This is a genomic window from Octadecabacter arcticus 238, from assembly GCF_000155735.2.
In the GTDB taxonomy this organism is placed as follows: Bacteria; Pseudomonadota; Alphaproteobacteria; order Rhodobacterales; family Rhodobacteraceae; genus Octadecabacter; species Octadecabacter arcticus.
Map to the genome: position 1 here is coordinate 3562825 of NC_020908.1, position 21620 is coordinate 3584444.

At 57.8% G+C, this 21620-nt stretch carries 23 protein-coding genes; 10 read left to right on the plus strand and 13 right to left on the minus strand.

Translation table 11 applies throughout. The features are described 5' to 3' along the window. Nucleotides 1-132: 132 nt before the first annotated feature. Complete coding sequence (locus OA238_RS18455; RefSeq protein WP_015496351.1) at nucleotides 133-666, minus strand: tetratricopeptide repeat protein; 534 nt, start codon at nucleotides 664-666, stop codon at nucleotides 133-135. 165 nt (nucleotides 667-831) lie between these two features. On the opposite strand from OA238_RS18455, the gene trhA reads away from it, so the two are divergent. Next, nucleotides 832-1485, plus strand: coding sequence for a PAQR family membrane homeostasis protein TrhA (gene trhA / locus OA238_RS18460; protein WP_085982815.1), 654 nt, complete (start codon nucleotides 832-834; stop codon nucleotides 1483-1485). 184 nt (nucleotides 1486-1669) lie between these two features. Beyond that, nucleotides 1670-2014 (plus strand): CBU_0592 family membrane protein, encoded by a 345-nt coding sequence (locus OA238_RS18465; protein ID WP_187293071.1) that lies wholly within the window; start codon nucleotides 1670-1672, stop codon nucleotides 2012-2014. Here the strand turns inward: OA238_RS18465 and OA238_RS18470 are convergent. Continuing rightward, a complete protein-coding gene (locus tag OA238_RS18470) occupies nucleotides 2011-2772 on the minus strand; it encodes a M48 family metallopeptidase (RefSeq protein WP_044038527.1) in 762 nt (253 codons plus the stop codon). The genes OA238_RS18465 and OA238_RS18470 overlap by 4 nt on opposite strands. A 162-nt stretch (nucleotides 2773-2934) precedes the next feature. Between OA238_RS18470 and OA238_RS31975 the strand changes: the two genes are divergently transcribed. Together OA238_RS31975 and OA238_RS18480 are read left to right on the plus strand one after the other, a co-directional pair. Then, nucleotides 2935-3189 (plus strand): hypothetical protein, encoded by a 255-nt coding sequence (locus OA238_RS31975; protein ID WP_044037161.1) that lies wholly within the window; start codon nucleotides 2935-2937, stop codon nucleotides 3187-3189. 34 nt (nucleotides 3190-3223) lie between these two features. Beyond that, nucleotides 3224-4324: a class II histone deacetylase gene (locus OA238_RS18480; RefSeq protein WP_015496354.1), complete on the plus strand. Its 1101-nt coding sequence runs from the start codon at nucleotides 3224-3226 to the stop codon at nucleotides 4322-4324. A gap of 22 nt (nucleotides 4325-4346) precedes the next feature. Here the strand turns inward: OA238_RS18480 and OA238_RS18485 are convergent, their stop codons facing one another. Further along, nucleotides 4347-4754 carry a hypothetical protein gene (locus tag OA238_RS18485; RefSeq protein ID WP_044037162.1) on the minus strand — a complete coding sequence of 136 codons (408 nt, stop codon included), beginning with the start codon at nucleotides 4752-4754 and terminating at the stop codon, nucleotides 4347-4349. 232 nt (nucleotides 4755-4986) lie between these two features. Between OA238_RS18485 and OA238_RS18490 the strand changes: the two genes are divergently transcribed. Beyond that, complete coding sequence (locus tag OA238_RS18490) at nucleotides 4987-5673, plus strand: pentapeptide repeat-containing protein (RefSeq protein WP_015496355.1); 687 nt, start codon at nucleotides 4987-4989, stop codon at nucleotides 5671-5673. 47 nt (nucleotides 5674-5720) lie between these two features. Here the strand turns inward: OA238_RS18490 and OA238_RS18495 are convergent, their stop codons facing one another. The 4 genes from OA238_RS18495 to OA238_RS32965 form a co-directional block, all read right to left on the minus strand. Then, entirely contained in the window at nucleotides 5721-6062 is a 342-nt protein-coding gene (locus OA238_RS18495) for a RidA family protein (protein WP_015496356.1), read from the minus strand. Nucleotides 6063-6305: 243 nt separating this feature from the next. Next, nucleotides 6306-6581 (minus strand): dimethylsulfonioproprionate lyase family protein, encoded by a 276-nt coding sequence (locus OA238_RS18500; RefSeq protein ID WP_015496357.1) that lies wholly within the window; start codon nucleotides 6579-6581, stop codon nucleotides 6306-6308. Nucleotides 6582-6627: 46 nt separating this feature from the next. Beyond that, a complete protein-coding gene (locus OA238_RS18505; protein WP_015493784.1) occupies nucleotides 6628-7758 on the minus strand; it encodes an ISAs1 family transposase in 1131 nt (376 codons plus the stop codon). A 46-nt stretch (nucleotides 7759-7804) separates the two neighbouring features. Then, nucleotides 7805-7951, minus strand: coding sequence for a hypothetical protein (locus tag OA238_RS32965; RefSeq protein ID WP_187293072.1), 147 nt, complete (start codon nucleotides 7949-7951; stop codon nucleotides 7805-7807). A gap of 158 nt (nucleotides 7952-8109) precedes the next feature. Between OA238_RS32965 and OA238_RS18515 the strand changes: the two genes are divergently transcribed. From OA238_RS18515 to OA238_RS18525, 3 genes are read left to right on the plus strand one after another with little or no spacing between them, the layout of a single operon-like run. Further along, nucleotides 8110-8688, plus strand: coding sequence for a nitroreductase family protein (locus OA238_RS18515; protein ID WP_015496358.1), 579 nt, complete (start codon nucleotides 8110-8112; stop codon nucleotides 8686-8688). Then, nucleotides 8685-9380, plus strand: a complete 696-nt coding sequence (locus tag OA238_RS18520; RefSeq protein WP_015496359.1) for an EI24 domain-containing protein — start codon at nucleotides 8685-8687, stop codon at nucleotides 9378-9380. The genes OA238_RS18515 and OA238_RS18520 overlap by 4 nt, the downstream gene beginning before the upstream one ends. Before the next feature lie 46 nt (nucleotides 9381-9426). Further along, a complete protein-coding gene (locus OA238_RS18525; protein ID WP_015496360.1) occupies nucleotides 9427-10473 on the plus strand; it encodes an endonuclease/exonuclease/phosphatase family protein in 1047 nt (348 codons plus the stop codon). Here the strand turns inward: OA238_RS18525 and OA238_RS18530 are convergent. Continuing rightward, nucleotides 10455-10766: a DUF1467 family protein gene (locus tag OA238_RS18530; protein ID WP_015496361.1), complete on the minus strand. Its 312-nt coding sequence runs from the start codon at nucleotides 10764-10766 to the stop codon at nucleotides 10455-10457. The two genes, OA238_RS18525 and OA238_RS18530, sit on opposite strands and share 19 nt — an antisense overlap. Next, the gene (mce, locus tag OA238_RS18535) at nucleotides 10766-11170 is read right to left on the minus strand and encodes a methylmalonyl-CoA epimerase (protein WP_015496362.1); all 405 of its coding nucleotides are present in this window, start codon (nucleotides 11168-11170) and stop codon (nucleotides 10766-10768) included. The genes OA238_RS18530 and mce overlap by 1 nt, the downstream gene beginning before the upstream one ends. A gap of 165 nt (nucleotides 11171-11335) precedes the next feature. Here mce and OA238_RS18540 point away from each other — a divergent pair, with 165 nt between their 5' ends. Continuing rightward, nucleotides 11336-11920, plus strand: a complete 585-nt coding sequence (locus OA238_RS18540; protein ID WP_015496363.1) for a response regulator — start codon at nucleotides 11336-11338, stop codon at nucleotides 11918-11920. A gap of 157 nt (nucleotides 11921-12077) precedes the next feature. On the opposite strand, the gene OA238_RS18545 is transcribed toward OA238_RS18540, so the two are convergent. From OA238_RS18545 to aspS, 4 genes are all read right to left on the minus strand, one after another. Continuing rightward, on the minus strand, nucleotides 12078-12794 hold the full coding sequence (locus OA238_RS18545; RefSeq protein WP_015496364.1) for a GNAT family N-acetyltransferase: 717 nt from the start codon (nucleotides 12792-12794) through the stop codon (nucleotides 12078-12080). A gap of 259 nt (nucleotides 12795-13053) precedes the next feature. After that, on the minus strand, nucleotides 13054-14271 hold the full coding sequence (locus tag OA238_RS18550) for a DUF1501 domain-containing protein (protein WP_015496365.1): 1218 nt from the start codon (nucleotides 14269-14271) through the stop codon (nucleotides 13054-13056). Between the two features lie 3 nt (nucleotides 14272-14274). Next, nucleotides 14275-15654: a DUF1800 domain-containing protein gene (locus OA238_RS18555; RefSeq protein WP_015496366.1), complete on the minus strand. Its 1380-nt coding sequence runs from the start codon at nucleotides 15652-15654 to the stop codon at nucleotides 14275-14277. 178 nt (nucleotides 15655-15832) lie between these two features. After that, a complete protein-coding gene (gene aspS / locus OA238_RS18560) occupies nucleotides 15833-17836 on the minus strand; it encodes an aspartate--tRNA ligase (protein WP_015496367.1) in 2004 nt (667 codons plus the stop codon). Between the two features lie 197 nt (nucleotides 17837-18033). Here aspS and carB point away from each other — a divergent pair, with 197 nt between their 5' ends. Beyond that, nucleotides 18034-21486, plus strand: a complete 3453-nt coding sequence (gene carB, locus OA238_RS18565) for a carbamoyl-phosphate synthase large subunit (protein ID WP_015496368.1) — start codon at nucleotides 18034-18036, stop codon at nucleotides 21484-21486. The last annotated feature ends 134 nt before the right edge of the window (nucleotides 21487-21620 follow it).

Consider the following 21620-nt stretch of genomic DNA (forward strand, 5'->3'; position numbering starts at 1 on the left):
GGCCGCGAAAGTGCGCATCCGCTGTCAACGTTGAGCTACATCTGGCGCGGCGGCGCGTGGCAGGGTCCGGACTGATGGAAACGTCGTAAGAATGGCCGTCTAGTAAGACTGGGCATCTGCTAAAACGGACCGCTAGTAAGATTGGCCAACGCCGCGCTCAATCGCCATCCGCAAGGCAATTTCGGGCCATGTCTGGCGACCATCACGGGCGCGAATTTCCGACAATTGCATCCGTGCGCCGACCAGATCACCACGTTCAACCATGCCTTGCCCCATGTAGCTGCGCGCAAGGATGTTGTCGGGGTCAATCACCAGCGCTGCCGTATAATAGGCCATGCCAGTATCGAAATCGCCCAGTTTGCGGGCTGTGAACCCATAATAGGTCTGCACCATGCTGTCGTTGGGACTAAGGCGATCAAGGATTGTCCGTGCATCGGCGTAACGACCATCGTAGGCCAGCTCGCGCACCGCATCCATCATCGCGCTGTCATCATTGGTGGATTGATCCGGCGTCATGCAGGTCTGCGTTGCCAGATCGAAAATCAGCCCCTCGGCGCAAACTTCTGTCGTTTCAGTCGGGGTCGGTGGGTTGGAATCGGCGGTTCCCACGGCAAAGGCAATGACAGGACTAATCGCCAAGAGCGACGCGGCAAGGGTGATACGCATGGGTCCGGGATCCTTTCGGTGGGTCGAATTAGGGGTTCAATTGCAAACTTAGCGCGCAAAAGCGCCGTTGCAAAACCATGCCCGCAAGCACGCGTTAAATCCCTTAGTTGTTTTATGACGCAACGGCACAATGTTCAGACGCAGTTTGGTGACTACCTTGAGCGCATGAACATTTCAGACCCCTACCCCGATTACACACGCGGCGAACGTATCGCCGATGGTGCCGTGCACGCGGCTGGCATTGTGTTTGCCATCGTCGCGACCATTCTGTTGATTGTCGCGGCAAGCGGTGAGACCAGTGTTGGAACGGTTGTCGCGTTGAGCATCTATGGCGCGGCGTTGATCGGATCGTTCATAGCCTCTGCGTGTTACCATTTCACCCCGTGGGACCGCCCGCGCTCGCTGCTGCGCCGTATTGATCACGCGGCGATTTACCTCAAGATTGCGGGTACTTACACGCCACTTGTGGTGTTGATCGGGTCCGCGTTCGCCTATGGTGTCTTGGGTCTCGTTTGGGCGCTTGCCGCTGTTGGCGCGATTGCAAAACTGTTCTTTTGGGCCCGTCCAAGCCGTTGGGGCGTTGGCCTCTACCTCGGGCTTGGCTGGCTCAGCGTCGCGCTCGTGTCCTCGCTGATCCCGCTGGTGTCTGGAGTGACGCTGGGCCTGATCGTGGCGGGCGGATTGGTCTATTCTTTGGGCGCGATTGTGTTCAGCATAGACAAGCTGCGCTACCAAAACGCGATCTGGCATAGCTTCGTGTTGGCCGCGTCCGTGTGCTTTTGCCTCGCCATTGCCCTTGGCGTTTTGCCAGCAACCTAACCACCAAAGCCAACCGCGCCACAGCCAGCCAAAGTCTGGTATTCCAGACCGTATGGATTTGCTGACCTGACGGCGGGCAGTCAGGCGTCTACCTTCCTCCTATAGAGATTTCAAATCGACCCAACCCGTAGAGGGGCCGATTTTCCTACGGCAGTTCAGTAACGATTTTTCGAGGGAGTTTTCCATGTTCGATTTCATAGCCCGTCTACCGCCATCCTTGGTCGACGTCATTGGCGTCATCGGTTTTTCACTTTATGTGATGAATTACTGCCTGTTGACGTTTCATCGGCTCACATCCCATTCAAAGCTGTATTTCATGATCAATCTCATGGCCGCTTCCATGGTGCTGATCGGGTTGACCCATTCGTTCAACCTTGCCTCGGCGCTGATCCAACTGTTCTGGATCGTCATTTCCACCACCGCGATTGTCCTTCGCCAGCGCCAATCAAGAACGGGCCAGTCAAGAAGCGCAGACTCCGACTGGACCCAAAGCCAGCGACTAATGCCGGACGCTAAAGCCAAACCCTAGAGATTAGCAGCCGTCTGGCGCACGACCTGCAGGCGATCAGCATTGGCCGGATGGGTGCCAAGGAAACGATCACCCGGATCAGGAACACGAAAGAAGAAATCTGCGCCGCGCACTGGATTATAACCCGCACGGAACGCGATGATGGTGCCAAGGCGGTCGGCCTCAAGCTCAAAATCCTTGGAATAGCTGCGCGCGCCAACGGCAGCACCCAGTTCTTGTGCGGTGCGAATGGCTTCGTTGCCGCCACCGGTGACGCCTGCCAATTGGCCAAATACCGCAGCGCCAAGCGAGGCATTGCGGCGCTGCTGGTCAAGGTGGTTTTCAATGTGGTGCGCGGCCTCATGGGCCATGACGAACGCCAGCTCATCGGTGTTGCGCGCATCCGCAATCAACGCCAGCGTAAAGGCAATAATGGGGCGTCCCCGTTCGTCAACGGTCTGAAACGCATTGGCAGGTTGGCCCGGACGATCATCAACCACGATCATAAAATCGCAATTTAACCCGCGCGACCGGTTGCGGCATTCACGTTCGGCGACGGGTTCCAGCTGGTTCACAACGTCGACAAACGCGCGCGCCATGGCCCACTGTTCGCGTGGAATTTCTGCGGCTGGATTGGACGATAACACAGGTGTCGCAACCCTGGCAGGTTGTTGTTGTCCGCCAGACGCGCCATTGGGTTGCACCACAACATCACACCCCGCCAGCGCAGACGCACCACTGACCAGCATGATGGCTGCCAAGGTCTTGAATACCTGCATGGTGTGCGTTCCTGTGTTGCGACGCTTGGGTGTTATTCTAGCAGGGAACCCCGCGCCTGCCAGTCCCATCACGAAGTTGCAGGCAGTGATCAGCCCTTGACGCCCACAAACCCACGGAGGCAGTGTGCGTCTGAAACCAACAAGACCAATAAAGGGGTCGCCATGTTCACCATCGAGCACGAATTTGATGCGACCGTGGTCACGCTGGTCGATGATGGCGAAGTCCCGCTGCGCGAAGACGTGGTGATTTCCGCGTTTGAAGACTGCGTCACCGTGATCCAAATCGATCCACGCACCGATCTGCCTGTGACCATCACACTATCCATGGCGCAACTGCGCGATCTGTCCTTGGCACTGGATCTGCCCGAAGGCTCGTACCGGTTTCGATCAGAGACTGACGCAGAGGGCGGGATCTAGGTATTTTAGAACCAATAAAACGGAGGACGGCGCGATGACCACTGGATTTTTTTGGGATGAGAAGTGCTTTTGGCACGGCGGTGGAAATTATGCTGGCATGCTCCCTGTGGGCGGCTTGGTGCAGCCCATGGTCGGCGGTGGTCTGCCCGAAAGCCCTGAAAGCAAACGCCGTTTAATGAACCTGATGGACGTCACCGGCCTCGCTGGTGATCTGGACATGCGCCATGCGCCTGCCGCAACCACCGAAGACTTACTGCGCGTGCATCCGGCGTCCTACCTCGACACATTCAAGGCCACGTCGGACGCGGGGGGCGGCGAACTTGGCCGCCGCACGCCCTTTGGCCCCGGAGGCTACGAGATGGCCGCGCTGTCTGCAGGTCTTAGTATTGCGGCACTGCAGGCCGTGCTAAAAGGCGAACTCACCAACGCCTACGCCCTGTCGCGCCCCCCCGGTCATCACTGCCTGCCCGATTTTCCCAACGGGTTTTGCCTGCTTGCCAACCTCGCGCTGGCCATTCAATCGGCCCGCGCCAAGGGTCTGGCCCAGCGGGTTGTTGTGCTCGATTGGGATGTGCACCACGGCAATGGCACCGAGGCAATCTTTTACGACGACCCCGACGTGCTGACAATTTCCATGCACCAAGACCGCAACTACCCGATGGATACTGGCGATTTCGCCGATCGCGGGCGCGGCAAGGGCGCGGGGTTCAACCTCAACATCCCGCTGCCCCCAGGCACTGGCCACATCGGATACCTCTCGACGATGGAGCGCATCGTGATCCCGCAAGTCCAAGCGTTCAAACCCGATGTGATCGTCATTGCCTGTGGCTATGACGCGGCCGCGATTGACCCATTGGGCCGGATGCTGGCAACGGCGCAAACATTTCAGGTGATGACACAGCAGGTCAAATCGCTGGCAGAGGACCTCTGCGGCGGTCGGTTGATGATGGCGCACGAGGGCGGCTATTCCGAAGTCTACGTGCCGTTCTGCGGCCACCACGTCATCGCCGAAATGGCAGGCAGTAACATCGTCGCGCCCGACCCGTTTGGTGACGTGTTCCCTCTCAGGCAGCCAACAGCTGCGTTCGATCGGTTTCTGGATGGGCTGTTAGGGGACATGGCAGACGCGCTTTAGTGGGGGACCGCGTTCGCAGGCTTTAATTTGTCCCCGTAACGCCGCTGACCTGTGTGCAGGGATACATTTCAAAAGTGCTGGAATTTGGCAGTTGCAGGCTAAAGTGGTCATCGTTCGGCGGGAACCGTGGAGCCCCAAAGACGACGATTCCGCTAAGTTCTTTATCCGCAAAATAGCAAATACTATCGTAGCCCGCGAGTCCGGTTCCAGCCAGGACACTTTCATTAAGGATGCACGCAAATCCAGGACCGGAGATGGTTGACGGGGTCCAATAGATCAGGTTTTCAAGGGATTGCTCCGGCGCGCAACCGCCCTTTGTAGTTGAATAAGAGGTAAATTCGTCCTGCGCCACGACGGGCGAAACGCACGCAAAACTCACGGCTGCGGCGAGCGCGACAATCCGGTTTTTCGTGCCCGACATACCAATCATTTTGCTACCCTTTTCACGATCATCGCATTGTGTATTGCCCAGCAATTGGACGTGATATCTTCACATTTCGTCACTGAATTAGCATCAACTTTGGCACAGTTATTTCTGCAAATCCAGCCAGCGGTCACTCCAATCTTTTTGTCATTTTTTGAGGCGCCCATATCGAGAGAATGGACATCAAAATGATCAGCCGCCTGCTTGCGCCCCCCGCCGCGCTCTGCGACAGTTCGGCATGTCATCTGCCCCCCGCACCTTCGCTGATTTGAAACCGACGCGCGCGGATATTGAAAGCATATGCAGCACACAGCAGCCAACCACGCTTACGAATTGCGATCTGGACGGGTTAGATTTATCAGATCTGAATTTCACCGGATGGTGTTTTGATCACTGTGGTTTCAAACGCACTTCGTTGAAGGGCGCGCAACTGGAAGACACCCGTTTCAAAAGCTGCCGCGCTGCGGAGTCCAGCTTTTTGAGCGCCACCTTGCAAGAGAGCGCGATTGACGGTGGCGACTTCAGCAACACCGATTTTCGCAATGCCATGCTGGCGGATCTCAAAATATGCCATTGCAAAATGACAGGCGCCGATCTGACAGACGCGAAAACCGCTGACCTCGTGCTGGAAGACGTTCTACTGGTCTTCGCCATTCTCCCAAAGCTGTCGTTTCGCAAAGTTACCCTAACGCGGGTTAATTTTAGCGAGGCAGACCTACGCTCATGCGACTTTCGCGAAGCCATTTTCGACGACTGCTCGCTTCGCGATGCAAATCTGGAAAACTGCAAGTTTGAAGACGCTGATCTGCGTGGCGCTGATCTTGGCGGTGTGCGGCTGAGCGATGCGCGCCGTTTCAAGGGCGCGCACATCTCAAAACGACAAGCGGCAGACCTGCTTTCCCAATTGGGTCTTCGGGTCTCCTGACGCACCCCGATCTCCACGCCACTCCACGTCTGCACGGCGCAATTGTCTTATTGGTATGCCGCATCAACCATAAATTCGACCTTCAGTTCAGCCCGCGCCAGTTTTGCATTGACGCAAGCACGTGCAGGGGCGTGACCGGATGGAACCCATGCGTTCCAGACCGCGTTCAACCCTGCAAAATCATCCATATCCGCCAGCCAGACCGTCACGCGGAGCATGTCTTTGCGTGATGATCCCGCCTTGATCAACAACGCGTCAATCTTGTCCAGACAGGTTTGCACCTGAATTTCTATCGTGTCGCCTTCGGCCACTTGGCCAGTCAAATACGCCACACCATTGTGCTTGACGATTTTAGAAGAGCGTTCGCCCGTTTCAATGCGTTCAATCATCGGATGTCCTTTGTTCAATTCAGCGCGACTGCGCCTGTGTTGCGGCTCACTTTGGAGCTTTATCAACGCGCCCTAGGTCTGCGGCAACCCCTGATAAACATACTGCGCCGTCGAAAGATCGCCGCGCCACGCATAGGCCGACATGAATCCTTGTGTCCCCATGCGCGTGGCATGTGGCATCATTGACGGGTGATATGACCGCCCCCTGACGCCGCTGCGCGTAAAATCGGCATTCCCGCGTTTTCAATCCGCCTGCCCCGCCAGCATCACGAACACCTCTTCTGCCGGATGGGTACGAATGCCGTATTCGCTGTTGGGCAACATCCCGCAGACCCCCAAACGCACCACATCAGATCGCGCCAAACCACCCGGCCCCAACAATTCCACATGCAATTTTCCCACACCAGAGGCGAGGTATTTTGGATCGCTCGATGTGCTTGGCTGCGCCCAGTCCAGCGGCGTCTGCGCCAATAAGCAGCACACCGGATGGGCATCGGCTGCGACCATGATATCGATCATGCTGGGTGGCAGTGCCACCCCGCGCCACAGGGCAATCGCATTTGGCTCATGTTGTTGCCAAGTCACTGAGAATGCTGCGTAAGAAGGTGGTGTCCCAGCCTGCACGTTTGATTTTTATGGAGAGAGAGCCCTTGGATGTGTCACGCCGGAGGACGTCGAGTGCGCGGCGACGTAGAACGGCGATGTTGCCGGGACCGTTGTCTTTCCGATTGCGTGCGGCGTCCTCGCGGAAAGACACATCCAACTGCCAATGAAGGGCATTTTCGATGGCCCAATGGTCGCGGACAGCGGCCAACAGCACCTCAGGTGTGGGAACCCAAGACAGCGCGAAGTAGCGGGTCTCTGAGGTCACCTTTCCGCCCGTCTCTCTGGTCGCCTCGATGCGACCGAACCCCTTGAGGCCAGGGAATTCGTGGTATTCTGCCAATGCCTTAGCCGATACCACAACCGCCTTACGGGTTTCTTTTCTTCCATGGCCGGTATTTTCCGTAACGGCTGTTGGATCGCTTTTGTGCCCCTTGCTGAAACATCCACGGGCGTCAGACAACAGGGATTCCTGGTTACCCTTGAGGGCGAGGCACCAATCACCGCCGCCTGCGTTGATTGCGGCAACCGTGCGGCGGTTGCAATGTAATGCATCACCGGTGACCACCTTGCCCCGCAGATCGATCAACCCAAGCGCCTCTATGGCCGCGCTGAGTTCTGTGCCTCGGTCGGCAGGTACTGTCGCCAACGTCAGGCGCAGCCGCGAGGCATAGGCTGAGACCATCATGCGGGTCCGTGCGCTTTCGCCCGGGTCGCGCGCACCCCGTAACGCTTTGCCGTCAATCGCGATGATATCACCGTCTTTGAGGAGCTTGGTCACATCGGCAAGTACCTTACTGAAGGCCGCATCGAGTGCCTTCGGGTCGATGATCCGGAAGACCTCCGAGAAGGTATCATGCGATGGAATGGCATGCTTGAGTTTCAGGAAGTTCCTGAAAAGGCTCTCTTTTGCACGGCCAAATGCGGCCATCTCGGCGCAGGAGGTCGATCCACATAAGACCGACACGAAGGCGATAACGAGCAGTTCACCAAGGTCGTGGCGCACGTTACTGGCGCGCGGATCAGGAACTTCGTCGAAGGCGGATAGAAAAATATGCATGGCGATGAGCACCCGATGAGAACAACCACCCATCCAGAATCCATCCCGCCATCACCTGCAAGAGCAATCCTTTACTCACTCAGTTCCAAACGCGATTCCCCTGCGCCGCGCCATCAAACCGCGCATCTGGCGCCGCAGCAATCAATTCTGCGCGCGCCGCGGCTTTGATCGGCTCATCTGCGTCAAACGCCGCAGCCGGCGCCACGAATAGACTGCGCAGGTCCATCAGGCTCCCCCCGTTTAGGTTGCATCGGCCTGCAGAAGGTATCCAAGCATCCGCAAAGGTCCGCGATTTCTCCGACAGGGACCCGACGTTTTCGGCCCACATCTGGTGGCGGCGCGGCGCAGCCCCTATATGCATCGCAACACAACCAAGGATTCCCAATGCCAGTACCGAACCAAGCCGCCCTCGATTTCCTGCTGTCGCGCCGGTCCCGCCCAGCCAAGACCCTGCGCGCACCAGTGCCGGATCGCGCCACGCTTGACATGCTGTTGACCGCCGCCGCCCGCACCCCGGATCATGGCAAACTGGAACCATGGCGCTTTATCGTGCTGGGAAAGCCTGCGTTGGCACGGCTTGCGGCGATGATCCCCGAATGTGCAGCAGCGTTGAATATTGCGCCCGACACCGTTGAAAAAGCAATCTCGCAATACCGCGACGCGGACCTTGCGATTGTGGTGGTCGACAGCCCCGTGACGTCGGAAAAAGTGCCCCAGATCGAACAAGCCTATTCGGCGGGTGCGGTCTGTCTGTCGCTGCTTAACGCCACCCTTGCGGCGGGCTGGGGGGCAAATTGGCTGTCCGGCTGGGCGTCTCATGACCGTGTGTTTTGCGAACACGGCGTCGGTCTTGCGCCCCATGAACGCATCGCGGGGCTGATCCATATCGGCACTGAAACCAACGCCCCACCCGAACGCCCACGCCCCGATCTGGCGCAAAAAGTAACGTGGCTCGACGCATGATATTTGCGGATTTCGCAAAGGCGCTTGGCCAGATGAATGACCGCGCGTTTCGGCGCGTGCTGTTTCTTGGCCTTGGTCTGACGGTGGCCTTGCTTGTGGCGATCTACGCAGGCTTTTTGTCTTTGATTGAGGCGTTCGCAGGTGGCCCCATCACGCTTCCTATTATTGGTGAGGTCAGTTGGATCGACAATCTGCTCGGATGGGGTGGGCTTGGTGTCATCATCTTGATGTCGATCTTCTTGATGATCCCTGCCGCGTCCGCGATCACCTCGTTCTTCCTTGATGATGTGGCGGACGCTGTCGAAGCCAAACATTTCCCACATCTGGCCCCCGCCCCCGAGGTGCCGTTCATCGACGCACTACGCGATACAGTTCTTTTCTTTGGGGTGCTGGTCGGGGCCAATCTTTTGGCGATCATCGGCTATGGGCTGTTGCCGTTCTTTGCGGTGCCAATCTTTTACGCCCTCAACGGTTTCCTGTTGGGGCGTGAGTATTTCACCATCGCCGCCACCCGTCGCGAAGGACGCGAGGGCGCACGCAACATGCGCCGCAAATACCTGCCCCAGATTTGGATGGCCGGCATTCTGATGGCCCTGCCGCTGACAATCCCGCTGATGAACCTGTTCATCCCGATCCTTGGCGCGGCGACGTTCACCCATCTTTATCACCGTCTGGCTGGGCAGAACGGCTAATCCGGCCTAGTCTGGGGCATCTTTTGTCCTAGGCGGAGCTGGAGCCATGCCCCCACACGGTAAACCCGACGATCCGTTTGCGTTTCGCAAAGCCCATGAAATTCGCGCCTTGGACGCACATTTCGATCTGCGCAATGTGCCACCCCGCGCGCAAGATCGCCTGTTGCTGGCCTGCTGGAACATCGCCAATTTTGGCGTGCAGAACCGAAGCGACAACGCGCTGGATCTGCTGGCCCATATTTGTGGCCGCTTTGATCTGATCGCGGTTCAGGAAGTGAACGAAAACTGGCACCCGCTGGCAGACATGGTTAAGCACATGGGCCCGACATGGGATTTCATCATGTCAGACACCGCTGGTAATTCCGAACGTTTGGCGTTTGTGTTTGATCGAGACCGTGTCACCCCCAAGCAGTTGTTCGGAGAGGTCGCACTGCGCGCCCGTGACTTCCCCAAGCGCGACGTCACGGTGCACTACACCTACTACAACAAACCCAAATCCAAACGTTTTGACGACCTCGCGTTTGAACCGTTTGATCGCAATCCCTACATCGGCTCCTTCGCCTGCGGCTCTGTCGATCTGACACTGGCAAACTGTCATCTGTATTACGGCAAAGGCGGCAACCCGACCACACAGGCCAAACGCCAAGCCTATGCACGCCGCGTGATGGAGGTTCACGCGCTGGCACGTTGGGCCGACAAACGGTCACAAAAAGACACGACCTACGACCAAGATATCATCCTGCTCGGGGACATGAATGTACCGGATATGACCCTGAAACAGGCCAGCTACCGCGCCTTGATCGAATACGGCATGCAGCCGCTGAAATATGCGTCGCGTGTAGGTGGCTCGAACCTGTCGGGCAAAAACACCTATGACCAAATGGCCTTCGCACCGGGCCGATTGCAGACCCGCATCATTGACTACGATGTGTTTGATTTCGACAATGCGGTGTTTGCGGGGTTGTGGGACAAGCTCGACACGACTGCGGACCCCGACCCCAACCCTGACAAACGCGTGTCAGAATTTCGCAGCCATGTGAACTATCACCTGTCGGACCATCGCCCGCTGTGGGTTCAGTTGGACGTGTCCTGAACACCGTTTTGCTGAATGCTTGTCGGCGTTGCCATGCGGTCAAACCAGTCCAGTTCACGAACCGATATCCAGCCCGACAAGATGACCGTCGCCAACACGGCCCAGATCGGCACTGCGAAATACGTGGTGATCCGCGCCTTGCGCCCGACGACCGCCCCTGATGGTGCAGATTCATGGGTTCCAGGCACAACCTCACCGACGTCACCTTGGGTTTCCAAGCGCAGTGGCAGGACTATGAAAAACGTCAAAAACCAGACGACGGCGAACAGAACGATTGCAGATGTGATACCCATTAGACTTGCTCCAATTCAATTAGGCAGCCGTTGAAATCTTTCGGATGCAAGAACAGCACAGGCTTGCCGTGTGCGCCGATCTTCGGCTCTCCACTGCCCAAAACCCGCGCGCCTTCGGCCAGCAGTTTTTCGCGGGCTGCAAGGATGTCATCGACTTCATAGCAGATATGGTGAATCCCGCCAGCGGGGTTTTTTTCAAGAAACCCTTTGATCGGGCTATCATCCCCCAAAGGGTACAAAAATTCGATCTTGGTGTTGGGCAGCTCGATGAAAACCACCGTCACCCCGTGATCAGGTTCGTCCTGCGGCGCGCCCACTTTGGCGCCCAGTGCCGACGCGTATTGCGCACAGGCGGCATCAAGGTCCGGCACCGCGATGGCCACATGGTTCAAACGTCCAATCATTTTGCGCCCCTTGCATTGCTGTGCTTGCCTTATCGGGCATGGAACCGCGACGCGCAACGGCCAGCATGTCGCGGGCAAATCGGTGGCTCCATTAACCTTAGATTTACAAGAGTGAAGTCTAGTGAGGCTCAGCACAGCCAATTGCGGCCAAATGGGGAAATGATCATGGATAGTATGGACGATTTTATGCAGACGCGCCCGCCGACGTCCGCTCGCCCGCTGCTGGGCCTCACGGTTTTGGTGGTCGAAGACAGCCGTTTCGCGTCCGAGGCGATGCGTCTTTTGTGCTTGCGATCCGGTGCGCGGAGCAGACGCGCTGACAGCTTGTTTCATGCACAGCGCCACCTCAAGATTTATCGCCCCTCAGTTGTGATCATCGACATTGGCCTGCCGGACGGGTCCGGCGTCGATTTGATCCGCGAACTGACGATCGGAAAATCGCACGTCGACGTGGTGCTTGGCACGTCCGCTGATCCGGATGGTGAACACAAAGCCATCAAGGCGGGCGCCGATGGGTTTTTAGCCAAACCCCTGTCCAGCATCGGTTATTTCCAATCCAAAATACTTGAACACCTGCCCATAGATCGCCAACCTAAAAACGTGCGGATTCTGTGCGAAGACGCTGTTGTTCCCGACGAAGTTGCCCTGCGCGATGATCTGGCCGCCGCCGCAATCGCGCTTGAAGATACCAGCGATCAACGCACTTTGCGCTATTTGACGCAATTTCTGGGTGGCCTCCCCGCAGTGTAAACGACACGCCGCTCAGCCGCGAAATGGACAGGTTGGCGCAACTGCAAGTCAACGGTGATGCGGTGCAGGGCCAAGTCGCCCGCATCGCGGCCATGGTAAAAGAGCGCATTGCGCGTACTGCAGCGATATAAACGGCGTCTAAATAGACGGCGTCGATCTAGTCAGCTTGATCGGGATCGTTGGCGACACGGTGCGGCCCTGTCAAAGCACCCAAAGACTGGCGCTGGCGCCCCTTATCATCAAAATTGTCGGGCGCGAGCCAGATTTCAAACGCGCGATCCATTGCGGGCCAGTCATCATCACACAACGCCAACCAAGCGGTGTCACGATTGCGGGCTTTAACGATCAAATGTTGGCGAAAAATCCCCTCCCACGAGAACCCCAACCGCTGGGCTGCGCGCCGCGACGGTTGGTTCAGCGCGTTGCATTTCCATTCATAACGCCGATAGCCCAGCGCAAACGCCTCACGCATCATCAACACCATCGCCTCTGTCGCGGCGATGGTTTTCTGCAACACCGGCGCGAAGTTGATGTTGCCAACCTCGATCGTGCCCATCGCGGGCACAATATTCAGGTAATAGGCGTAGCCCACAATAGCCCCGTCCGGCAGGCAGACCGCATAGCCCAGCCAATCCGCTCGATTGGCATACTGCGTGACCACCGCCAGAAACTCGGCCTCGTCCACTGGTGGTTCTTCATACAGATAATCCCAAAGCGCGTCCTGCCCCGCCATCTGCGCCCAAAGGGCCGCGCCGTGGCGTGCAGGATCAATCTTCTCAAGCCGCACATGCGCCCCGACAAGCGTGCGCCCATCGGGAAATTTTGCCCCGTCAAAGTCAACAATCGGGCCAATTGGCCGTGTGGTCGTGTCCATTTAATGCCCCCGAATGCACCCAAACCCGCCGCCAGTCTGCCAGATTGCTGCCCCAATTTCACGCCATACGTCGTTGCTAAGATGACCAGCCACAAGAGGGAATGAGTACGATGGAACGCTTCGTTAAAAGTTCTGGACCCAAGAAGACGGAAACGCGACGCTGGACTGGATGGTTTTAACCGCTGGTATCCTGCTGCTCGGTGCCGCTGTGATCGCGTCCGTCAGCATGCCCGCCTCATCCCCAGCCATTTCTCGCAGCTTACAACACCAGACCCGGATCCGACCCAAGGTCGAGGCCGGGAAAAATCGACTGTTCCAAGACCGAACGGTCCAGCCCAATCAAACCACGCATCACCCATGCCGCGTGGGCGCGCACATCGCGCGTCGGCAGTAAATCGCGGCCGTCATACAGATCGCCGTCGCCCAACCCAGGCCAATCACCAATGATCTGCCCACCGCGCAGCGCACCACCTGCATACAGCATTGCACCGCCCGTGCCGTGATCCGTGCCTTTGCTGCCATTTTCACGCGCGGTGCGGCCAAATTCCGTCATACACAGCACAGCGGTTTTGTCCCAAACCGGCCCCAAGCCAGCCCGCAGCGTCAAAATCGTGTCGTTCAACTTGTCAGCGCTGCGCCGCAGCGCATTTTCCTGTCGTGCATGGGTGTCCCAACCGTTGATCGAAAACGACGCGATCCGCGTATCCGCCCGCAGCCGCGACGCCGCGAATTCCGCGATTTTTACGTGTTCACCATTGCGCGGCACGGATTCCATCATCGGATTGGCGGCCATCATCGCGTCCGTTTCCTCTGCGAGGTCAGCCTGCAAGGATATTTGTTTGGCGATATCAATGGCATCAGCAGATGCGTCCCGAAACAACGGATCGTCATGATGCACGACATTCAACAAGGCGCGCGCGTTTGGCGAAATCAACAGCCGTGCATCCGGCGACCAGCGCGATGCGGGTGCGTCTCCGCTCAACACCAACATCTGTTCGCGACCGATGGCGAACGCAACTTCGGGTTCCAGACCTGGAACAACCTGCAACATCCGGTTCAGCCACCCATCGCGCAGACGTCCCTGCGTTGCCCCCGACAGTCCCGCTTCAAGGATATCCTGCCCGTCAAAATGACTACGTCTGTTGCGATACGGCGTGGACACGGCATGAACCGCGCCAAATTCACCGGCCTCCCACAACGGGCGTAGCGGTGAGAAATGCGGGTGCAGCGCGTAAAACCCGTCCAGATCTGTAGCGCCGCCTGCCTCACCTGTCAGGAGCGTCGGGCGCAATCCAGCCAGAGCCGCGTCGCCGTAGGGCTGGATCACGTCCAACCCGTCCATCGCGCCGCGCAAGATTATGACGACCAACCGCGTGTCCCATGGCGCTGCGGCCATGGCGACAGGGGTGATAAACGGCGACGCGGCGGCAGAACACCCAAGCGCTGCACCACTCATCAGGAAACGTCTACGATCCATCACTTATCTCCTCTGGAACGCGGCGGACGCCAGCACAATGCCGATCCCGTCTTTCACGGTCTCGGCTGCATTGGCGGCAAAAATCACAGCCTCCGGCGGGTTCGGGCCCAGCGCCCGATACACAAAGTCACTCGGATCCGGCAGCGTTTCCAGCATTTCCTGCGGCGCTTGCATTGACCACGTTATACGCCCCGCCATTCCCTGTGGTGTAATCCAGTTTTCGTCGTCTTCCGGCCAACCGTCCGGCCCCACTGGGTTTTGCCAAGTTTGCCCCATGACACCGAGCGGGCGCAGCCCCCAACGGCGCACCTGTTGCAGCGACGCGGCCAGAATAGCCGCCTGTGGGACACCAAGTGCGCGCATGGAAGACGCAATAAATTCGAACGGTTGCTTGACCTTTTTTGCGACAGGCGACCACGCAGCCTCATCCGCCAACAACACCTCGTACATTGCGAAAAGCGTTCCGTCCGTGGCTAAATATCGCGCGGCCATCGCCACAACCAGCGCGTTTTCCGGGTCGGGTCCAATAAAATGCACCGCCAGCTTTTGCGCCAGATGCCGCGCCGTATCAGGGTGCATCGCAATGTCGCGCAGGGCCGCGTTCACATGATCAAGAGAGTCTTCATCACCGCCATATGTGACGCCTAAGACTGTTTCTGAACCGGGTTCGGCCCGATTTTCCTGAAAAAATCCGCCCCGCTGCGCGTTGGCGGTCACGCCTGTCAGCAGCTCCGCAAATTGGCGCACATCGTCTTGTGTATAGGCCCCGCCGACACCCAACGTGTGCAGTTCCAAAACTTCGCGCGCCAGGTTTTCGTTCAGGCCACCATCGCGTCGCAACGCAGATCGGCTGTTTGGCCCCATGGATCGGTTCTGATCAAGGTAGACAATCATCATCGGGCTGCCCACCACCGCCACCAACATATCCGCGAACCGCCCCGCCACATGCGGACGGATCGCCTCTTCGATATAAGGCGACACAAGATGGCGCCGGATTGCGGCTGTTGCGCGAACTGTAAAATGGTCTGCGCAAAACAGCGCCAAACGTTCACGAAACCCGTCGTGTGTATAGACCGCGCGGGCAATACTTGCCTTCATGTGTTCTGCCACCGCTTCGCGAGAGTCGGACCGCAATGCGTCGCGAACGTCTTCTGCCGCCGCCTCTGCGTCAGTGCCGCGCACCGCGTTTCGGGCGCGCGTAGCAATGCGAAAATCCTCAGGCGACGGCTGGGCTATTGAAAACGTCGGAATCGGGATCGCCGCACCAATTTCGTCGGACCCCGCCAATCGCGTCAGCATATCGTCCACCGACGCGGGCGGTGCGATGGTCGGTGGCAGGCCCATCCCGAAACGGATCGCGGCGATTGTCGGATCGAATGGCACGTCGAAAACTCCGTGTTACAGCTACGCCTGTTATATGGGTCTGCTGCGCCCATGTGCGGGTTTTTCGCACACGTCGGAATAAAACCGCGCACAATTCGCATCAAAACAGCCAAGACGGCCGTGAAACGCAAAGCGGGCGGAGTGAACCCCGCCCGTTTCAAGTCATATCACCGTCAAATTAATCGTCAGCCGGAATAACCCGCAAACGCAATTCGCGCATCTGTTCGTTCTGCGGCTCGGACGGGGCCGACATCATCAAGTCTTCTGCCCGTTGGTTCATCGGGAACATGATGACGTCGCGCAGGTTGTCCGCATCCGCCAACAGCATCACGATCCGATCCACACCTGCGGCACAGCCACCGTGGGGCGGGGCGCCGTATTGGAACGCGTTAACCATGCCGCCAAACCGCTTTTCGACCTCGTCTTTGCCGTAGCCCGCAATTTCGAACGCCTTGAACATAATCTCGGGGCGGTGGTTCCGGATCGCGCCAGACACCAATTCATAGCCGTTGCACGCAAGATCATATTGGAACCCCAACACGTCCTCTGGCTTGCCATCAAGTGCGGCCATCCCGCCTTGGGGCATGGAGAACGGGTTGTGTTCAAAGTCGATTTTACCAGTTTCAGCGTCGCGCTCGTAGATCGGGAAATCGACGATCCACACGAACGCAAAACGGTTCAGATCGGTCAGGCCCAGCTCATCGCCAATGACAGCCCGCGCTTTGCCCGCCACGGTTTCAAACGTTTTCGGCTTACCACCAAGGAAGAACGCCGCATCGCCGACGGTCAATCCCAATTGCTGACGGATCGCTTCCGTGCGCTCTGGCCCGATGTTCTTGGCCAGTGGACCAGCCGCTTCACATACAAACTCAGGTCCATAAGTCGCAGAGGCTAATTCTTTGGCTCGTTTGAGATCCAATCCATCACCATTATTGATTAGGTCGACAATTGATTGGAATAGCTCTCCATCTTTTGCGTTCACTCCACCAAGAATAGCTTCGGCCGTAAGATTTTCGCACGCACCCATTTCAATCCAGCCGAGAATTGTTCCCAATACTTGAGGATGCCATTCTAGGTTTTTCACTTCACGCCAGAAGATGTACCCCATGCCGGGCAGACCTTCTTTTTGTGCAAACGCATTCATCCGGTCACAAAATTTGCGTCCGACAGGCTGTCCGTTCGGCCCTTTCGGTGCCGGAATGGCGCGCACTTCGGTTCCGTCCTGCTCAAGCAGCTTGGCGAAAATCGCAAAGCCTGACCCGCGGAAATGCTCGGACACGACCTGCATCTTGATCGGGTTGCGCAGGTCCGGCTTGTCGCTGCCATACCAAAGGGCTGCGTCACGGTAGGAAATTTGTTCCCACATCTGGTCAACTTTGCGACCCTTGCCGAATTCCTCAAAGATGCCGGTGATGACGGGCTGGATTGTGTCGAACACGTCCTGCTGCTCAACGAACGACATCTCCAGGTCAAGCTGGTAGAAATCTGTCGGGGATCGGTCCGCGCGCGGGTCTTCGTCCCTGAAACAGGGCGCAATCTGGAAATACTTGTCATAGCCACTGACCATGATCAGCTGTTTGAACTGCTGTGGTGCCTGCGGCAGCGCGTAGAATTTACCGGGGTGCAGGCGTGACGGGATCAAGAAATCGCGCGCGCCTTCAGGGCTGGACGACGTGATAATCGGCGTCTGGAATTCGCGGAACCCCTTGTCCCACATCCGCTTGCGCATGGACGACACAACGTCACTGCGCAGTTTCATGTTTTTCTGCATCTTCTCGCGGCGCAGGTCGAGGTAACGGTATTTCAGACGGGTTTCTTCCGGATATTCCTGATCACCAAACACCATCAACGGCAGTTCTGCAGCAGCACCCAGAACTTCAATGTCCCGAATGAACACCTCAATCTCGCCGGTGGGCAGCTTGTCGTTCACAAGGCTCGCGTCACGCGCCTTCACTTCGCCATCAATGCGGATACACCATTCGTTGCGCACCTTTTCGATGTCGCTAAAAACGGGGCTGTCGGGGTCTGCCATGACTTGCGTGATGCCGTAATGGTCGCGCAAATCAATGAACAACAACCCGCCGTGGTCACGCACACGGTGCACCCAGCCGGACAGACGAACAGTATCGCCCACGTTTTCCTTGTTCAGATCGGCGCAAGTGTGGCTGCGATAGGCGTGCATGGGGTTTCCTAACTTCGGATAAATCGGTCGCGTCGATACACCGCGCGGTGCGTCGGAAGTCAAGTGTTTAGGGCCAATTGCCCCCACGCGATCCAGCCAAAAACCTACGTTAAACAGCTATTGGCCCCAGACTCCCCCTTGCACCCGCACGCCCCGCGCCTATAACCCGCAAAGATTTGTACATAGGGGGCGCCACCATGCCAAAGAGAACCGATATCCAATCAATCATGATTATTGGTGCGGGCCCTATCGTTATCGGCCAAGCCTGCGAATTTGACTACTCCGGCGCACAAGCTTGTAAGGCGCTGCGCGAAGAAGGGTATCGTGTGGTTCTGGTCAACTCGAACCCTGCCACGATCATGACCGATCCCAACATGGCGGACGCCACTTATATCGAACCGATCACCCCTGCCGTGGTCGCCAAAATCATCCTCAAAGAACGCCCTGACGCGTTGCTGCCAACCATGGGCGGGCAAACCGGCCTGAACACGTCGCTGGCTTTGGATGAAATGACGATCTCACAACTCTTTACCGGCGCTGATTTTGACGCTTTGATTGCGGAATTTGGTGCAGATGCCGCCGACAAATCCATCCTCGCACTTCTCGGCGTGGAAATGATTGGCGCGAAACGCAAAGCGATTGAGATGGCAGAAGACCGCCAGCTGTTTCGCGAGGCCATGGATCGCCTTGGCATCGAGAACCCGAAAGCCACGATCGTCACCGCCCCGACCAAAGACAAAAACGCACCCCGCGTGACGGATAAATTCGACATTCCCGCAGGCATCGCCATCGCTCTCGAAGCGCTCGAAGAGATTGGGCTGCCAGCGATCATCCGCCCCGCCTTTACCATGGGCGGCACCGGCGGCGGCGTGGCGTACAATCGCGCTGAATACGAACATTTCTGCCGCACTGGAATGGAAGCGTCCCCTGTGGCGCAAATTCTGGTCGACCAGTCGTTGCTGGGTTGGAAAGAGTTTGAGATGGAAGTCGTGCGCGACACCGCCGACAACGCCATCATTGTCTGTGCCATCGAAAACATCGATCCCATGGGCGTGCACACCGGGGATTCCATCACCGTCGCCCCGGCGCTTACGCTGACCGACAAAGAATACCAACTGATGCGCACCCATTCGATCAATGTGTTGCGCGAAATCGGCGTAGAAACCGGTGGCTCGAATGTGCAATGGGCCGTGAACCCAGCTGACGGGCGCATGGTCGTGATTGAGATGAACCCCCGCGTGTCGCGCTCATCCGCGCTGGCATCAAAGGCCACAGGTTTCCCGATTGCCAAGATCGCCGCAAAGCTCGCCGTTGGATATACGCTTGATGAACTCGACAACGACATCACCGGCACCACGCCCGCGTCATTTGAACCTTCCATCGACTATGTCGTCACAAAAATCCCGCGCTTTGCGTTTGAAAAATTCCCCGGCTCCGAACCTTACCTGACCACGGCGATGAAATCCGTCGGCGAAGCAATGGCCATTGGCCGAACATTCCACGAATCCATGCAAAAGGCGCTGGCGTCGATGGAAACCGGCCTGACGGGTTTTGATGACATCGAAATTGAGGGCGCAACTGACCCCGTTTCCGGCGTCGCCGCGATCACCAAAGCATTGGCCAAACAGACCCCCGACCGTATTCGCGTCATCGCGCAGGCCATGCGCCACGGGCTGTCAGACGTTGACATAAACGCCGTCACCTCGTTTGATCCATGGTTCCTCGCACGGATCCGCGAAATCATCGACGCCGAGGCCGTCGTGAAAAAGAACGGGTTGCCGACCAACGAACACGGGCTGCGCGAACTCAAAATGCTTGGCTTCACCGACGCCCGCCTCGCGACCTTGTCGGGGCGCTTTGAGTCCAATGTGCGCCGTGCGCGCATCAACCTCGGCGTCGTCGCCTGCTTCAAACGGATCGACACCTGCGCCGCCGAATTCGAAGCCCAGACACCTTATATGTATTCCACCTACGAAGCCCCGATGATGGGCGAGGTTGAGTGCGAAGCGCGCCCGTCGGATCGCAAAAAGGTCGTGATCCTTGGCGGTGGCCCGAACCGCATCGGCCAAGGCATCGAATTTGATTACTGCTGCTGCCACGCGTGTTACGCCCTCACCGATCAGGGCTACGAAACCATCATGATCAACTGCAACCCTGAAACTGTGTCGACCGACTATGACACGTCGGACCGGTTGTATTTTGAACCATTGACGTTCGAACACGTGATGGAAATCCTGCGCGTTGAACAATCCAACGGCACCCTGCACGGCGTCATTGTGCAGTTCGGCGGCCAGACCCCGCTCAAGATCGCACAAGCCCTGCAAGACGAAGGCATCCCGATCCTCGGCACCTCACCCGACAGTATTGATTGGGCCGAAGACCGCGAACGCTTTCAGGCGCTGGTCAATGACCTTGGCCTGAAACAACCGCACAACGGAATCGCATCCACGGACGAACAAGCCCTTGAGATCGCTGAAAGCATCGGCTTCCCGCTGGTCATCCGCCCGTCCTACGTTCTCGGTGGCCGCGCCATGGAAATCGTGCGCGACGTGAGCCAGCTGAAACGCTACATCACGTCCGCCGTGGTTGTGTCAGGGGACAGCCCCGTGTTGCTCGACAGTTACCTGTCCGGCGCAATCGAAGTTGATGTCGATTGCCTGTCAGACGGGGAATTCACCCACGTCGCGGGCATCATGCAGCACATCGAAGAAGCCGGCGTGCATTCGGGTGATTCCGCCTGTTCCCTACCGCCCCACACACTGTCCGATGACATTATCGCCGAAATCACCCGCCAGACCAACGCGCTGGCCCTTGCCCTCAAGGTCATCGGCTTGATGAACGTGCAATTCGCCGTCAAAGCCAACGAAGACGGTGTCGAAGAGGTCTATCTGATTGAGGTAAACCCACGCGCCAGCCGCACCGTGCCGTTTGTCGCCAAGGCCACGGACTCCGCCATCGCGTCCATCGCCGCCCGCCTGATGGCCGGTGAACCGCTGTCCAACTTCCCGCACCGCGCCCCTTACGCGCCCGCCGAAAACCCGATGGACATCATGCCGCTTGGCAACCCGTTCACCCTCGCCAACCCGAAAACCCCGTGGTTTTCGGTTAAAGAAGCGGTTTTGCCATTCAACCGCTTTCCCGGTGTCGACACAATCCTTGGCCCTGAAATGCGCTCAACCGGCGAAGTCATGGGCTGGGCACGCAGCTTTGATCGCGCCTTCCTCAAGGCGCAAATGGGTGCAGGCGTTGATCTGCCCACATCGGGCCGCGTGTTCTTTTCCATCAAAGACAGCGACAAAACCCCGCAATTGCTGGAAGCCGCACAGATCGTCACCGACCTTGGCATGACCATCTGCGCCACCAAAGGCACCGCCGACTGGCTTGAGGCGCAAGGCATCAAAACCGAACGCGTCAACAAGGTCTATGAGGGCGGACGCACCGTCGCCGACCTGCTCAAAGACGGCGAAATCGCACTGGTCTTCAACTCCACCGAAGGCACGGCAGCGGTTGAAGACAGCCGATCCATCCGCGCCGTCGCCCTCAACGACCGCATCCCGTATTATACGACATTAAGCGGTAGCCACGCGGCGGCATTGGCGATGAAGGCAAAGGTTCAGGGCGATGTGAAAGTTAGGGCCTTGCAGGGGTAGGTCTCAAAAACTCGCTCAGCGGACAAAGCGTTAATGCGCTGCACTCGCGCCAATAGCTGCTTCCAGAAAACCAAGCGTTCAACAAACGGTCGTTTTTGGCACTGGATGGGTGGTTCACAAACGGTGGTTTTTTT